A 15,490-nucleotide genomic window follows, 5' to 3' on the forward strand; every position below is an offset into this window, starting at 1 on the left:
GACGTCTCGCGGGACGCCCGAAGTCACTACCGTACGGCCCGGGGGACCTCGCCGAGAGGCGCCGGGCAGGCTATCAAGGAAGATCAACATGGATGCCGTAGTCGCGCAATATCTCGATCGTCACGATGTTTCCCAGGCGACCCGCAACTTTCTCGCCAAGCCGATGAAGATGTTCATCGGCGGCGCGTGGGTGGACGGCAGCGACGGCCAGTTCAGCGCCGTCACCGAGCCGTCGACCGAGGGCGTCATCACGCAGATTCCGTTCGCGACGCCGGCCGATCTCGACCGTGCCGTCGCCGCCGCCCGCCACCAGTTCGATCACGGCGAATGGCGCCGCCTCAAGCCGCTGGAGCGCGAGCGGCTGCTGCACCGGCTGGCCGACCTGATCGAGGCGCACGCGGACGAACTCGCGGAGATCGAGTCGATCGACATGGGCAAGTCCGTCGCGCAGGCCCGCGCGATCGACATCCAGGGCACGGTCGACACGTTCCGCTATTTCGCCGGCTGGGCATCCAAGCTGCACGGCCGCACGGTCGAGCCGTCGCTGCCGGGCAACTATCTGGCTTATACGCGCAAGGAGCCGATCGGTGTCGTGGGCGCGATCGTGCCGTGGAACTATCCGCTGCAGACCATGGCCTGGAAGCTGGCGGCCGCGCTGGCGGTCGGCTGCACGACGGTCGTGAAGCCGGCCGAACTCACGTCGCTGTCGACGCTGCGCTTTGCCGAACTGGTGCAGGAAGCCGGCATTCCGGACGGGGTGGTCAACATCGTGACCGGTCGCGGCAGCGTGATCGGCGCCGCGATGGCGAGCCACCCGGGCATCGACAAGCTGACCTTCACGGGTTCGACGCCGGTCGGGCGCGACGTCGGGCAGAACGCGGTGCGGCACATCAAGCGCGTGACGCTCGAACTCGGCGGGAAGTCCCCGGTCATCGTGCTGGATGACGCCGATATTGACGCCGCCGCGCAGGCCGTGGCCAACGGCGTGTTCTTCAACTCCGGCCAGGTGTGCGACGCGGGCACGCGGGCCTACATCCACCGCGACATCCATGACCGCTTCCTCGCGGCGCTCGCCGACTACACGGCGACGTTGAAGATCGCCCCCGGGCTGGATCGCGATTGCTTCATCAGCCCGCTCGTGTCCGCCAGGCAAAAGGACACGGTCCTGTCGTACATCGAATCCGGCATCCGGGAAGGCGCCGAATGCTACTACGGCGGCCGCGCCCATGCGGGCCCGGGGCACTTCGTCGAACCGACGATCTTCGCGCATTGCCGTCCCGACATGCGGATCGTCCGCGAGGAAATCTTCGGCCCGGTGCTCGTGACCGCGCCGTTCGACACGCTCGACGAGGCCGTGGCGCTCGCGAACGATTCGTCGTTCGGCCTGGCCGCCGCGATCTACTCGAACGACCTGGGCCGCGTGCACGGCCTGATTCCGCGGTTGCAGGCGGGCACGGTCTATGTGAATGCGCACAGCACCATCGATCCGGCGCTGCCGTTCGGCGGGTTCAAGACGTCCGGGTTCGGCAAGGATCTCGGGCCGGAACAGCTCGACTATCTGATGGAGACCAAGTCAGTCTGCATCACGCTTCCCTGACCGGTTGCACGTGATGTGCCGCCTTCGGCCGGCATGCACGGCAAGCCTGCAGCCGGCCGAAGGCGGCCTGATTCCGATGCGAAATCTTCTCGACCCGTTCGTCCGGACCGGTCCGGGGAATTCGCTCTGCTTAGCCCTTTGCGATCATGGGGTACGACATGCAGGCAGAAACAAACGTATTGAAGGCGCCGCGCGGCGACCACGGTGCCATCGAGGCGCACTCGATCGACTTCGTCCCGGAAAGCGAGCGTACCGACCGGCTGGCCAGCCAGGGGCCGTTCTGGTTCGTCGGGAACTTCACGTTCTTCACGATGACGATCGGCTTCGTCGGGCCGAGCGTCGGTCTCGATTCGTTCTGGACCACCGTCTCGGGCACGCTCGGCATCATGTTCGGCACGCTGTTCATGGCGTTCCACGGCTCGCAGGGACCGCATCTCGGCTTGCCGCAGATGATCCAGTCGCGCGCGCAGTTCGGTTATCGCGGCGTCGTGCTCGTGCTGCTCGCGACGTTGTTCGTCTTCGCGGGCTTCAACATCGTCAACCTGGTATTGATGATGCAGGGCCTCAGGACGCTGTTCCATTGGGATCCGCTGCAGGTCGCGCTGGTCGTGACGGTGCCGGCCACGATCCTCGCGATCCTCGGACACGACTGGATGCACCGGACGTTCAAATGGTCGTTGTATCTTTCGCTGCCGCTTTACGGCCTCGTGACGCTGGCGGTGCTGGCCGGCTGGATCCATGACGCGCCGGCGGCGGCCGGTGCGCCGGTCGCGAAGCTGGGCTTCAACTGGACCGGCTTCATCGCGCAGTTCGCGGCGGCGGCCAGCTACAACATCGCGTATGCGCCGTACGTGTCGGACTATTCGCGCTACCTGCCGAAGAACACGCCGAGCGGCAGGCTGATCGCCGCGGTGTTCGTCGGGGCATCGCTGTCCGGCGCGTGGATGATCGCGGTGGGCGGATGGCTCGGTGCGCACCTGCATGCGACCGATGTGCTCGTCGCGCTCCACGGCGTGGGTGCCGGAATCGCGCCGCAGCTGGGCACGGCGGTCGTGGCCATCACGATCGTCGCGTTCCTGCCGGTGATCGCGATGAACATCTACAGCGCGAAGCTGACGGCCATCACCAGCGTGGACTCGTTCCGGAAGGTGGAGCCGACCGCGAAGGCACGGATCGCGGCGATCGTCTTCGTCGTGCTGCTGCAGTTCGGCGTGGCGATGCGCATCTACGCGTCCGGTTCCGGCCTGTCGGTGCTCAACATCTATCTGGTGGTGATGCTGTATTTCCTGGTGCCGTGGACGGCAGTCAACCTGACCGACTACTTCTTCGTGCGCAAGGGGCGTTACGCGGTGCCGCATTTCTTTCGCCCGCGCGACAGCCTGTACGGGAACTGGGGCGGACGCGGCCTGCTTTCGTACCTGATCGGGTTCGTGTCGATGGTGCCGTTCTTCTGCATCTTCGACGGCGACCGCGAGGTCTATGTCGGCCCGCTCGCGAAGGCGATGGGCAGTGTCGACCTGGCCTGGCTGGTGGGGCTGATCGTCTCGGCGCTCGCGTACTACGTGCTGTGCCGGTCGCTCGACCTGCGGCGCGAGGAAGCGGAAATCGCGCACATCGAAGCGCACATGCCGGAGTTCACCACCGGCGAGAAAAAGCGCGGCTGACCCGCCACGCCAGGATCATTCATCGAGCAGGATAATCAAGATGACTAAATACTACGACTACATCATTGTGGGCGCCGGGTCGGCGGGATGCGTGCTGGCGAACCGCCTGACCGAGGATTCGAACGTCAGCGTGCTGGTTCTGGAGTACGGCGGAAGCGATCGCAGCGTGATCATCCAGATGCCGAGCGCGTTCTCGATGCCGATGAACACGAAGCGGTTCAACTGGCACTACGAGACGGCGCCGGAACGGAACCTGGACGGACGCCGCCTGCATTGCCCGCGCGGCAAGGTGCTCGGCGGCTCGTCGTCGATCAACGGCCTGGTCTACATTCGCGGGCATGCGTGCGATTTCGACGAATGGGAATCGCTCGGCGCGCGCGACTGGGGATACCGCAACTGCCTGCCGTATTTCCGCAAGGCCGAGAGCTACAAGTTCGGCGGTGACGAATATCGCGGCGCGGACGGCCCGCTGAGCACCAACAACGGCAACAACATGCAGAACCCGCTGTACGGCGCATGGGTGGAAGCGGGGGCCGAGGCCGGCTACATCAAGACCGACGACTGCAACGGCTACATGCAGGAAGGGTTCGGCGCGATGCACATGACGGTCAAGAACGGCGTTCGGTGGTCGACCGCGAACGCGTACCTGCGCCCGGCGATGCAGCGACCCAACCTGACCGTTCTCACCCATGCGATGACGCGCCGGATCGTGATGGAAGGCAAGCGCGCGGTCGGCGTGGTCTACGAGCAGGGCGGCGTCCAGCACACGGTACGCTGCACGCGCGAAGTGCTGGTGTCGTCGGGGCCGATCGGCTCGCCGCATCTGCTGCAGCGCTCGGGGATCGGGCCGGCCGACGTGTTGAACAAGGCAGGGATCGAGGTCGTGCACGACCTGCCGGGCGTCGGCGAGAATCTTCAGGATCACTCGGAAATCTACATTCAATACGAGTGCAAGGAGCCGGTGTCGCTCAACGGCAAGATGGGGCTGCTCGGCAAGGCGATGATCGGCCTGCGCTGGCTGCTGTTCAAGGACGGGTTGGGTGCCAGCAACCATTTCGAGGCAGGCGGGTTCATCCGTTCCGAAGCAGGGCTGCGCTGGCCCGACATCCAGTTCCACTTCCTGCCGGCGGCGATGCGTTACGACGGCGACAAGCCGTACAAGGGGCACGGCTTCATGGTGCTCACGGGGCCGAACAAGCCCAAGAGCCGCGGGCACGTTCGGGTTCGCTCCGCCGATCCGTACGAGCATCCGGAGATCCGGTTCAACTATCTCGACCGCGAGGAAGATCGCGAGGGGTTCCGTCGCTGCGTGCGCCTCACGCGCGAGATCGTCGGGCAGCCGGCCATGGATCGCTTCCGCGGCGTGGAGCTGGCACCCGGCCCGGACGTGACGACGGACGACGAGATCGATGCGTTCGTGCGTGCCAACATGGAAAGCACGATGCATCCGTGCGGCTCGTGCCGGATGGGCGAGGACGCGATGGCCGTGGTGGATTCGGAATTGCGCGTGCGCGGCGTTCAGGGCCTGCGCGTCATCGATTCGTCGGTGTTTCCGACCGAGCCGAACGGGAACCTGAACGCGCCGACCATCATGCTGGCCGAGCGGGCGGCCGATCTGGTGCGCGGGCGGAAGACGCTCGCGCCGTCCGATGCGTCGGTCGGCTTCGTCGAGAACTGGGAAGCGCAGCAGCGCACGGGCGTTCCCAAGCGCAAGGTGGCCGCTTAAGCGCGGCGCACGGCGGCGCGCGTTCGGCGGTCACGTCACCGATCGCGCGCCGCCTCCGGCGACACCGCGCCACACGCGCGGATCACGAGCTGCACGACCTCTTCGGTCGTCTCGGCGAAAGCCTTCTGCGTGAGCGCACGCTTGCCGCTCAGCGCGCGGATCTGCGCATCGAAATCCGCATAGTGCTGGGTGGTCGCCCAGATCAGGTACATCAACGCGTGCGGATCGATCGGCGCGAGCAGGCCGCGCGCGATCCAGCCTTCGATCACCTTCACGCGCGTGTCGAACCACGGCTTCACGCGCTCCGACAGGATGTCCTGCATGTGCGCGGCGCCGTGGATGATCTCGTTGGCCCAGACCTTCGAGCCGAGCGGGCGCCGTCGCGACAGATCCATCTTCGCGCGCACGTAGCTGGCGATCGCTTCGACCGGATCGTCGCCGGTCTCGAACGATCCGGCCGCGCGGTGCCAGTCTTCGAACAGGTCGTCGAGCACACGGCGGTACAGCGCAAGCTTCGTCGGGAAGTAGTAATGCAGGTTCGCCTTCGGCAGGCCCGCGCGCTCCGCGATCATCGCGGTGCTCGCGCCGTCGAGCCCGCGCTCCGCGAACACGGCTTCCGCGCAGGCCAGCAGATGCGCTTCGTTGGACTCGCGAATGTGTGCCTTGCGTCGCCGCAAAGGCGTGCCCGTTTCGTCGTCGCCGATGGTGTCGGCGGCCGCCTGGTCATGTCTCATCGTTGCCCTCGCGCGGCATGCATGCCGCGTTGGGCTTCATTCTAGCCGCTGGTTCGCATCGAACGCACGCGCGAACACATCGGTGCGCGCGCGGTGCTGCGATGCGGTGGCACGTTTCTCGCTCGATCGATTCACGCAAGAAAGACATTGCGCTGCGCATTTTGATCGTCTAAAACCTGTCCAATCGGACAGGATTCGACGAGCGGCGGAACGTAGTGCCAACCCTGACGCCGTTTGATCGGACGAATCGCGCGAACGATGCGCATCTGCACCTCGCAGGTGCGGGTTTGCCCCGACGGCTGCATGCGCGCACCGGCATCGGCCGGGATGACGGCATGACCGACCCCACAGGAGCGATACGAATGGACACGGTATCGGAAACAGTGAAGCGGGCAGGATTCGACACGTCGATCAAGGTCGACGGCAGGCGGTTGTGGGACAGCCTGATGGAGGTCGCGAAGATCGGCGCGACGCCGAAAGGCGGCGTCTGCCGCCTCGCGCTGACCGATCTCGACAAGGCTGGCCGCGACCTGATCGTCGGCTGGGCGAAAGCCGCCGGCTGCGCGGTGACGGTCGATACGATGGGCAACGTGTTCATGCGCCGCGCGGGCCGCGTGGCCGACGCGGCGCCGGTCGTCACCGGGTCGCACGCGGACTCGCAGCCGACAGGCGGCCGCTTCGACGGCATCTACGGCGTGCTCGGCGGTCTCGAAGTGATTCGCACGCTGAACGATCGCGGCATCGAGACCGAACACCCGGTCGAGGTCGTGATCTGGACCAACGAGGAAGGCTCGCGCTTCGCGCCGGCGATGGTCGCGTCGGGCGTGTTCGCCGGCGTGTTTACGCTCGAGTACGGGCTGTCGCGCAAGGACGTCGACGGCAAGACGATCGGCGAGGAACTCGCGCGCATCGGCTACGCGGGCGACGTGCCGTGCGGCGGCCGCAAGCTGCACGCGGCGTTCGAGCTGCATATCGAGCAGGGGCCGATTCTCGAGGCCGAGTGCAAGACGATCGGCGTCGTGACGGACGCGCAGGGGCAGCGCTGGTACGAGATCACGTTCACCGGCCAGGAAGCGCACGCGGGGCCGACGCCGATGCCGCGCCGCCGCGACGCGCTGCTCGGGGCGTCGCGCGTGGTGGATCTCGTCAACCGGATCGGCCTCGATCACGCGCCGTTCGGCTGCGCGACGGTCGGGATGATGCAGGTTCACCCGAACTCGCGCAACGTGATTCCGGGCCGCGTGTTCTTCACCGTCGATTTCCGTCATCCGGACGACGCCGTGCTCGCGAAGATGGACGCCGCGCTGCGCGACGGCGTCGCGCGCATCGCGGGCGAGATCGGGCTCGAAACCGAGCTCGAGCAGATTTTCTACTACGAGCCGGTCGCGTTCGATCCGGCCTGCGTGGCGGCCGTGCGCGACGCGGCCGAGCGCTTCGGCTACTCGCATCGCGACATCGTGTCGGGTGCGGGGCACGACGCGTGCTACCTGGCGCAGGTGGCGCCGACGTCGATGGTGTTCGTACCCTGCGTCGACGGCATCAGCCACAACGAGATCGAGGACGCGACGCCTGCGTGGATCGAGGCCGGCGCGAACGTGCTGCTGCACGCGATGCTGTCGCGTGCCTGCGAGCCGGCTTCATGACGGACGGGATATGGCGCGGCCGGCAGGCTGCGCACTGCGTGACATTGGCATTCCAAAGCATGACCGCCCCGACTGTGCATTCGCAGCCGGCGGGGACGGCTTTGTCTCCACCCAGTCGAAGGAACGCGTATGACCACCCAGTCAACCGGCGATATCGCCGCGCATCGCCTGTCGTCCACGCAACTCTCGTGTGAATTCGCCGATATCGCGCCGCTGCTCGATCCGACAGCCGCCGCGGCCGCCGCCAGCCGCTGCCACTACTGCTACGACGCGCCGTGCGTGCAGGCCTGCCCGACGCAGATCGACATCCCGGGCTTCATCCGCAAGATCGGCAACGGCAACCTGAAGGGCGCCGCGACCGACATCCTGTCCGCGAATCCGCTCGGCGGGATGTGCGCACGCGTGTGCCCGACCGAGATCCTGTGCGAAGGCGCGTGCGTGCGCAATCACCAGGATGCGCAGCCGGTCGCGATCGGCGCGCTGCAGCGCCACGCGACCGACTGGGCGATGGCGAGCGGCGCGGTGCGCTTCACGCGTGCGCCCGATACGGGGCGGCACGTCGCGGTGGTCGGCGCGGGGCCGGCCGGGCTCGCGTGCGCGCACCGGCTCGCGCTCGCCGGGCATCGCGTCACGCTGTTCGATGCGCGACCGAAGGCGGGCGGCCTGAACGAATACGGGATCGCCGCGTACAAGACCGTCGACGATTTCGCGCAGCGCGAAGTCGAGTGGTTGCTGTCGGTCGGCGGCATCGCGCTGGAGACGGGCGTCGCGCTCGGCCGCGACGTGACGCTCGACGCGCTGCGCGAGCGGCACGACGCGGTGTTTCTCGCGATGGGCCTCGGCGGCGTGCGCACGCTCGCGATCGACGGCGAGCAATTGACCGGCGTGATGAATGCGGTCGACTTCATCGAGCAAGTGCGGCAGGCCGACGCGCTGGAGAACGTGCCGGTCGGGCGGCGCGTGGTCGTGATCGGCGGCGGCAACACGGCGATCGACGCGTCCGTGCAGAGCCGCAAGCTCGGCGCGCAGCGCGTGACGATGGTGTACCGGCGCGGCGTGGACGCGATGAGCGCGACCTGGGCCGAACGTGAGTTCGCGCAGAAGTGCGGCGTCACGCTCGTCACGCACGCAAAACCGGTGCGCATCGCGGGCGCGAACGGGCACGTGACGGGCGTCGAATTCGAGGCCGCGTCGGGTGAGCGCTTCACCGTCGACGCGGACATGGTGCTGAAGGCGATCGGCCAGACGCTGGTGCCGGACGGTGTCGCGGCCACGCTGCTGACCGAGGACGGGTCGCGCATCGCGGTCGACGCGGACGGGCGTACGGCCTTGCCCGACGTGTGGGCCGGCGGCGATTGCGCGGCGACGGGCGGCATCGACCTGACGGTGCAGGCCGTGCAGGACGGCAAGCGCGCGGCGGCCGCGATCGACGCGGCGCTCGCGCAGCGCGACGCCCGGGCCGCGTGAGCGCGCGATACGCACCTGCACCGCGGACCTCGCGCGCACCACGATAAACGCTCTCACCGACACGGAGCCGAACATGGCCAACCTTCGCTGCACCATCGCAGGCATCACTTCGCCGAATCCGTTCTGGCTGGCCTCCGCGCCGCCGACCGACAAGGCATACAACGTCAACCGCGCATTCGAGGCGGGCTGGGGCGGCGTCGTGTGGAAGACGCTCGGGCTCGATCCGCACGTCGTCAACGTCAGCTCGCGCTACGGCGCGGTGCAGTGGAACGGCCAGCGGATCGCGGGGCTGAACAACATCGAGCTGATCACCGACCGGCCGCTCGACGTGAACCTGAAGGAGATCGCGCAGGTGAAGCGCGACTGGCCCGACCGCGCGCTGATCGTGTCGCTGATGGTGCCGTGCAACGAGCGCGACTGGAAATGGATCCTGCCGCTCGTCGAGGATACGGGCGCCGATGCGGTCGAGCTGAACTTCGGCTGCCCGCACGGGATGAGCGAGCGCGGGATGGGCGCGGCGGTCGGCCAGGTGCCGGAATACGTCGAGATGGTCACGCGCTGGGTCAAGGAAGGCACGAAGCTGCCGTGTCTCGTGAAACTCACGCCGAACATCAGCGACATCCGGATGGGCTCGCGCGCCGCGTACAAGGGCGGCGCGGACGGCGTGTCGCTGATCAACACGATCAACTCGATCGTCGCGGTGGACCTCGACCAGATGGCGCCGATGCCGACCGTCGACGGCAAGGGCACGCACGGCGGTTATTGCGGCCCGGCGGTCAAGCCGATCGCGCTGAACATGGTCGCCGAGATCGCGCGCGACCCGGAGACGCCGAACCTGCCGATCTCCGGCATCGGCGGGATTTCGTCGTGGCGCGACGCGGCCGAGTTCATGGTGCTCGGCGCCGGCAGCGTGCAGGTGTGCACCGCCGCGATGCATTACGGATTCCGGATCGTGTCGGATCTCGTCGACGGGCTGTCGAACTGGATGGACGAGAAGGGCTACGCGACGCTCGACGACATACGCGGCCGCGCGGTACCGAACGTCACCGACTGGAAATACCTGAACCTGAAGTACGACATCAAGGCGCGCATCGACCAGGACCGCTGCATCCAGTGCGGGCTGTGCCATATCGCATGCGAGGACACGTCGCACCAGGCGATCACCGCCGTGAAGGACGGCGTGCGGCATTTCGAAGTGGTGGACGCGGCGTGCGTCGGGTGCAATCTTTGCATGCATGTGTGTCCGGTCGAGCAATGCATCACGATGGAGCGGGTCGACGCGGGCGACTACGCGAACTGGACCACGCATCCGAACAACCCGGCGCGGGCTGATGCGGGTGCGAGCCCGGCGGAACCCGCGAAGCACGCGAAGGCGGCCTGACCGACGTCCGGCGGCGCGGTATCGCCCGCGCTGCCGCTTGTATCCTGTTCTGCCGGCATCTCACGATGCCGGCGTCGACGTTTACGTGGAGCGCATTCGATGAAACCAGCAGCGATTCCCGCCGAACCCGACAGCGCCGCGGCGCCGGCCGGCAGCCTGTACAACGACGACCTCGCGCCGACGACGGCGGCGCAGCGCACGTGGCGCTGGTATCACTTCGCGGCGCTGTGGGTCGGGATGGTGATGAACATCGCGTCGTACATGCTCGCGGCCGGGCTGATCCAGGAAGGCATGTCGCCGTGGCAGGCGGTGCTGACGGTGCTGCTCGGCAACCTGATCGTGCTCGTGCCGATGCTGTTGATCGGTCATGCGGGCGCGAAGCACGGGATTCCGTACGCGGTGCTCGTGCGGGCGTCGTTCGGCACGCAGGGCGCGAAGCTGCCCGCGCTGTTGCGCGCGATCGTCGCGTGCGGCTGGTACGGCATCCAGACCTGGCTCGGCGGCAGCGCGATCTACACGCTGCTGAACATCCTGACCGGCAACGCGCTGCACGGCGCCGCGCTGCCGCTCGTCGGCATCTCGCTCGGGCAGCTCGCGTGCTTCCTCGTGTTCTGGGCGCTGCAGCTGTACTTCATCCTGCACGGCACCGATTCGATCCGCTGGCTCGAAAGCTGGTCCGCGCCGATCAAGGTCGTGATGTGCGTCGCGCTCGTGTGGTGGGCGACGTCGCAGGCGGGCGGCGTCGGCTCGATGCTGTCGGCGCCGTCGCAGTTCGTCGCGGGCGGCAAGAAGGCCGGGCTGTTCTGGGCGACGTTCTGGCCGGGCCTGACCGCGATGGTCGGCTTCTGGGCGACGCTCGCGTTGAACATTCCCGACTTCACGCGCTTCGCGCATTCGCAGCGCGACCAGATGATCGGGCAGTCGATCGGGTTGCCGCTGCCGATGGCGCTGCTGTCGGTGGTGTCGGTCGTCGTGACGTCGGCCACCGTCGTGATCTACGGCAACGCGATCTGGGATCCGATCGACCTGACGAGCCGGATGACCGGCATCGGCGTGGGCATCGCGCTCGTGATCCTCACGCTCGACACGATGTGCTGCAACCTCGCGGCGAACCTCGTCGGCCCCGCATACGATTTCTCGAGCCTGTGGCCGAAGGCGATCTCGTATCGCGCCGGCGGCATGATCACCGCAACGATCGCGATCGTGATGATGCCGTGGAAGATCCTCGCAACGACGGACGGCTACATCTTCACCTGGCTCGTCGGCTATTCGGCGCTGCTCGGGCCGGTCGCGGGCATCCTGATGGTCGACTACTTCCTGATTCGCGGCACGCGGCTCGACACGCGCGCGCTGTTCGACGAGCGCGGCGACTTCAGCTATGCGCGCGGCTGGAACCCGGCCGCACTGGCGGCGCTCGCCATCGGCGTGCTGCCGAACCTGCCCGGCTTCCTGCACACCGCATTCCCGGCGTCGTTTCCGAACGTGCCGGCGTTCTTCAACACGCTTTACACATATGCATGGTTCGTCGGCCTCGTGCTGGCGTCCGGCGTGTACGGCACCTGGATGAAGTGGCGTGCGGCGCAGCGCGCGCAGATCGCGAACGCGTGATGCGCGAACGCATGCGGCACCCGACAGTCAACGAGGAGGCAACGACATGGCAATCCTGATTCGCGGCGGCACCGTGGTCGATGCGGACCGCACTTATCGCGCGGACGTACTGTGTGCCGACCCGCAGGACGGCGGCACGATCCTGCAGATCGCCGAGACGATCGACGCGCCGGCCGGCGCGACGGTGGTCGACGCGCACGACCAGTACGTGATGCCGGGCGGCATCGATCCGCATACGCACATGGAACTGCCGTTCATGGGCACGACGGCGAGCGACGATTTCTATTCGGGTACGGCCGCGGGGCTGTCGGGAGGCACGACGAGCATCATCGACTTCGTGATTCCGAGCCCGAAGCAGCCGCTGATGGACGCGTTTCACGAATGGCGCGGCTGGGCCGAGAAGGCGGCCGCCGACTACGGCTTCCACGTGGCCGTCACGTGGTGGGACGAATCGGTGCACCGCGACATGGGCACGCTCGTGCGCGAGCACGGCGTGTCGAGCTTCAAGCACTTCATGGCGTACAAGAACGCGATCATGGCCGACGACGAGGTGCTCGTGAACAGCTTCTCGCGTTCGCTCGAACTCGGCGCGCTGCCGACCGTGCACGCGGAGAATGGCGAGCTCGTGTTCCAGTTGCAGAAGGCGCTGCTCGCGCGCGGGATGACGGGGCCGGAGGCGCATCCGCTGTCGCGCCCGCCGGAGGTCGAAGGCGAGGCCGCGAACCGTGCGATCCGCATCGCGCAGGTGCTCGGCGTGCCGGTGTATATCGTGCACGTGTCGTCGAAGGACGCGGTCGATGCGATCACGCGCGCGCGCAGCGAGGGGCTGCGCGTGTTCGGCGAGGTGCTGCCGGGCCATCTGGTGATCGACGAGGCCGTGTATCGTGACCCGGACTGGACGCGTGCGGCCGCGCACGTGATGAGCCCGCCGTTCCGCTCGGCCGCGCATCGCGAGGCGCTGTGGCGCGGGCTGCAGGCCGGGCAGCTGCAGACGACGGCGACCGATCACTGCGTGTTCTGCGCGTCGCAGAAGGCGATGGGCCGCGCGGACTTCACGAAGATCCCGAACGGCTGCGGCGGCGTCGAGGACCGCATGTCGGTGCTGTGGCATCACGGCGTGAATCAAGGCCGCATCACGCCGAACGAGTTCGTGCGGATCACGTCGACGAACGCCGCGCAGATCTTCAACCTGTATCCGCGCAAGGGGGCGGTGCAGGTCGGCGCCGATGCCGACCTGGTCGTATGGGACCCGGCCGCGACGAAGACGATCTCGGTGAAGACCCATCACCAGCAGGTCGACTTCAACGTGTTCGAAGGGATGACGGTGCAGGGCGTCGCGACCCACACGCTCACGCGCGGCGCGCTCGCGTGGGCCGACGGCGAGCTGCGTGCCGTGCGCGGTGCGGGGCGTTACCTGAAGCGGCCGCCCGCGGCCGGCTACTACGAGGCCGCGCGCATCGCGAACCGGCTGCGCGAGCCGCATCCGGTCGAGCGCGCCGGCTGAACGCGCACGAAACCGGCTCGAGGCCGGTTCGCAACGGGCTCGAAACGGGCTCGAAACGGGCACGCGCGCTGCGCAGTCAGCGCGCGTCGCCGGTGTTTGCCTCGCGGATCGGAATCACGGTGCGCGCGCCGCACTGGCGCAGCAGGTCGCGCAGTTCGTTGATGACCGGAAACACCTCGTGGTTCCAGTCGGCGCCTTGCCGGTCGTGCGCTTCCTGCTCGCGCTCGACGATCCAGCGATCCTCGCGGAAGATCCGCTCGGTGAACCAGACCAGCAGCGGCCACGCGAGATCGAGCGCGAACGGGATGCCCGGCTTGTGGATCGACAGCAGTCCGAACGTGCGGTTGGTGCGCTGTTGCGCGTCGAGCGGCACGTAGACGATCCACAGGTCCATCACGAGCGTGCCTTCGCTCGAGCGGATCTGCAGCGTCTGGTACGGGTAGCCCGTGCGCACCGTCATCACGCTCTTGTCGGCCTGGTCGGTCGGTTTCTTGCTGGCGCCGAACACGAGCGCCTCGCCGACCGGCTGCTTGCCTTCCATGCGTGCGAACGTGTAGTCGACCTCGACCCAGTCGTCGCCGCGCCGGCGGCCGACGCTGCGTGCGCGCATCTGTCCCATCTGCTTGCGATGCAGGAACTGATGGTTCATGTCCATCAGGTTCTCGTGCATGAACGAGTAGTGGCACTTGACCTCGCGACCGAAGCGGCGCGTCTTGTACGCGGGATCGTCCGCCGATTCGAGCGCGGGGAACGGGCGTTCGTCCGCGAGCGTCGCGTCGCCGGGGAACACGAAGATCAGCCCGTGCGCCTCGCGGCACGGATACGCGCGCACGCCGTTCGGCAGGCGCTCGCGGCCGAGGTAGGGCACGTCGACACAGCGGCCGCTGTCGCACGCGTAGGTCCAGCCGTGGTAGCAGCAGCGCAGCGTTTCGCCGCTCACGACGCCCGCATGCAGCGGCACCTGGCGGTGCGCGCAACGATCTTCGAGCGCGTAGACGGCGCCGGATTCGGTGCGCACGAGCACGATCGGATCGCCGGCGAAGCGCACGCCGAGCGTCTTGCCGCGCTTGAGTTCGCGCGACCACGCGAGCGGATACCAGTGATCGGGATGGATGGGCACGCGGCGCAGGTCGCGCACGACCGAGCCACTGGACGGTTCTTCGAGAGCACTGCTGTCAGACAAAGGCACTGCGCGCATGCGTGACGCCTCCTGGCTGGCTGGAGAGTTCCGAGCGCCGCGCGGTGCGCGGCGGGGGACTGATCTGGAGAAGTCTACGCGAAGTTTGCCCGCGAAGCTGACCCGATGCGGGTTTGCCCGGCCCGGACAGCGTGCGTTTCGTTGATGCAGCGCAAACGCGGCCGGCGGCGCGGGCCGGCCGGGTCAGCGCGCACACCGGCCGCCGCGGCGCCGGCGGTCCCTCACAGGCCGGCGTCGCGCCACAGCACCGCGTCGGCGCGGTACAGCGCCGGAAAGCGCTGCTTCAGCCCGGCGACCTTCGGCAGGTCGTTGAACGCGATGTACGGCGCGTCGGGATGCAGCTCGAGGTAGTTCTGGTGATACGCCTCCGCCGGATAGAAGCCCTTGTACGGCTCGACGCGCGTGACGACGGGCGCCGGGAACGTGTGCGCGGTGCCCAGCTGCGCGATGTAGGCGGTCGCGACCGCGCGCTGCTGCGCGGTGGTCGGGAAGATCGCGGAGCGGTATTGCGGCCCTTCGTCGGGCCCCTGACGGTTGAGTTCGGTCGGGTCGTGCGCGACCGAGAAGAACACCTGCAGCAACCGGCCGTAGGTGACCTGCGTCGGGTCGTAGACGATGCGCACCGATTCCGCATGGCCCGTCAGCCCGCTGCCGACCAGCGCGTAGTGCGCGGTTTCGGAGGCGCCGCCCGCGTAGCCGGCCGTGACCTGCTTCACGCCCTTCACGTGCTCGAACACGCCCTGCACGCCCCAGAAGCAGCCGCCGGCGAGCACGGCCGTTTCCTCATGGGAGGCGCCCGGGGTTTCGTCGAGCGTCGGTGCGGGCACGGTGCGCATCGGTTCCGCGGAACTGACGACGCGCTGGTAGCCGAACACGGCGGCGGCCGCGATGGCGATCGCGCCGATGCGGCGCAGCATGGCCGCCCGCCGCCGCGGTGCGGAATCGCGAGTGGATGTCGGGATCATGAG

General features: G+C 67.8%; 11 protein-coding genes. 8 read left to right on the top strand and 3 right to left on the bottom strand.

Features of this window, described 5'->3' with window-relative positions:
* The first annotated feature begins 88 nt into the window (after positions 1 to 88).
* The 3 genes from U4012_RS34360 to betA all read left to right on the top strand — a co-directional run bounded on the left by U4012_RS34360 (position 89) and on the right by betA (position 4,987).
* Positions 89 to 1,597, top strand: a complete 1,509-nt coding sequence (locus U4012_RS34360) for an aldehyde dehydrogenase family protein (protein WP_321804211.1) — start codon at positions 89 to 91, stop codon at positions 1,595 to 1,597.
* Positions 1,598 to 1,755: 158 nt separating this feature from the next.
* The gene (locus U4012_RS34365; protein WP_221622576.1) at positions 1,756 to 3,261 is read left to right on the top strand and encodes a purine-cytosine permease family protein; all 1,506 of its coding nucleotides are present in this window, start codon (positions 1,756 to 1,758) and stop codon (positions 3,259 to 3,261) included.
* Between the two features lie 40 nt (positions 3,262 to 3,301).
* Complete coding sequence (betA, locus tag U4012_RS34370; RefSeq protein ID WP_321804213.1) at positions 3,302 to 4,987, top strand: choline dehydrogenase; 1,686 nt, start codon at positions 3,302 to 3,304, stop codon at positions 4,985 to 4,987.
* 35 nt (positions 4,988 to 5,022) lie between these two features.
* Here betA and U4012_RS34375 read toward each other — a convergent pair whose 3' ends face one another.
* Positions 5,023 to 5,721, bottom strand: coding sequence for a TetR/AcrR family transcriptional regulator (locus U4012_RS34375; protein ID WP_124488508.1), 699 nt, complete (start codon positions 5,719 to 5,721; stop codon positions 5,023 to 5,025).
* Between the two features lie 362 nt (positions 5,722 to 6,083).
* Here U4012_RS34375 and U4012_RS34380 point away from each other — a divergent pair, with 362 nt between their 5' ends.
* The 5 genes from U4012_RS34380 to hydA all read left to right on the top strand — a co-directional run bounded on the left by U4012_RS34380 (position 6,084) and on the right by hydA (position 13,324).
* Positions 6,084 to 7,364, top strand: a complete 1,281-nt coding sequence (locus tag U4012_RS34380) for a Zn-dependent hydrolase (RefSeq protein ID WP_044847208.1) — start codon at positions 6,084 to 6,086, stop codon at positions 7,362 to 7,364.
* A 129-nt stretch (positions 7,365 to 7,493) separates the two neighbouring features.
* Entirely contained in the window at positions 7,494 to 8,831 is a 1,338-nt protein-coding gene (locus U4012_RS34385) for an NAD(P)-dependent oxidoreductase (RefSeq protein ID WP_321804215.1), read from the top strand.
* 73 nt (positions 8,832 to 8,904) lie between these two features.
* Entirely contained in the window at positions 8,905 to 10,212 is a 1,308-nt protein-coding gene (gene preA, locus U4012_RS34390) for an NAD-dependent dihydropyrimidine dehydrogenase subunit PreA (RefSeq protein ID WP_321804217.1), read from the top strand.
* Between the two features lie 99 nt (positions 10,213 to 10,311).
* Entirely contained in the window at positions 10,312 to 11,820 is a 1,509-nt protein-coding gene (locus tag U4012_RS34395) for an NCS1 family nucleobase:cation symporter-1 (protein ID WP_044847211.1), read from the top strand.
* Between the two features lie 46 nt (positions 11,821 to 11,866).
* Positions 11,867 to 13,324: a dihydropyrimidinase gene (gene hydA, locus U4012_RS34400; protein WP_321804220.1), complete on the top strand. Its 1,458-nt coding sequence runs from the start codon at positions 11,867 to 11,869 to the stop codon at positions 13,322 to 13,324.
* A gap of 76 nt (positions 13,325 to 13,400) precedes the next feature.
* Here hydA and U4012_RS34405 read toward each other — a convergent pair whose 3' ends face one another.
* Both U4012_RS34405 and msrA read right to left on the bottom strand, forming a co-directional pair.
* Positions 13,401 to 14,522 (bottom strand): aromatic ring-hydroxylating dioxygenase subunit alpha, encoded by a 1,122-nt coding sequence (locus U4012_RS34405; RefSeq protein ID WP_321804222.1) that lies wholly within the window; start codon positions 14,520 to 14,522, stop codon positions 13,401 to 13,403.
* A 221-nt stretch (positions 14,523 to 14,743) separates the two neighbouring features.
* A complete protein-coding gene (gene msrA, locus U4012_RS34410; protein ID WP_044847214.1) occupies positions 14,744 to 15,487 on the bottom strand; it encodes a peptide-methionine (S)-S-oxide reductase MsrA in 744 nt (247 codons plus the stop codon).
* Positions 15,488 to 15,490: the final 3 nt, after the last annotated feature.

The organism is Burkholderia sp. BCC1988 (genome assembly GCF_905339895.1).
GTDB lineage: Bacteria > Pseudomonadota > Gammaproteobacteria > Burkholderiales > Burkholderiaceae > Burkholderia.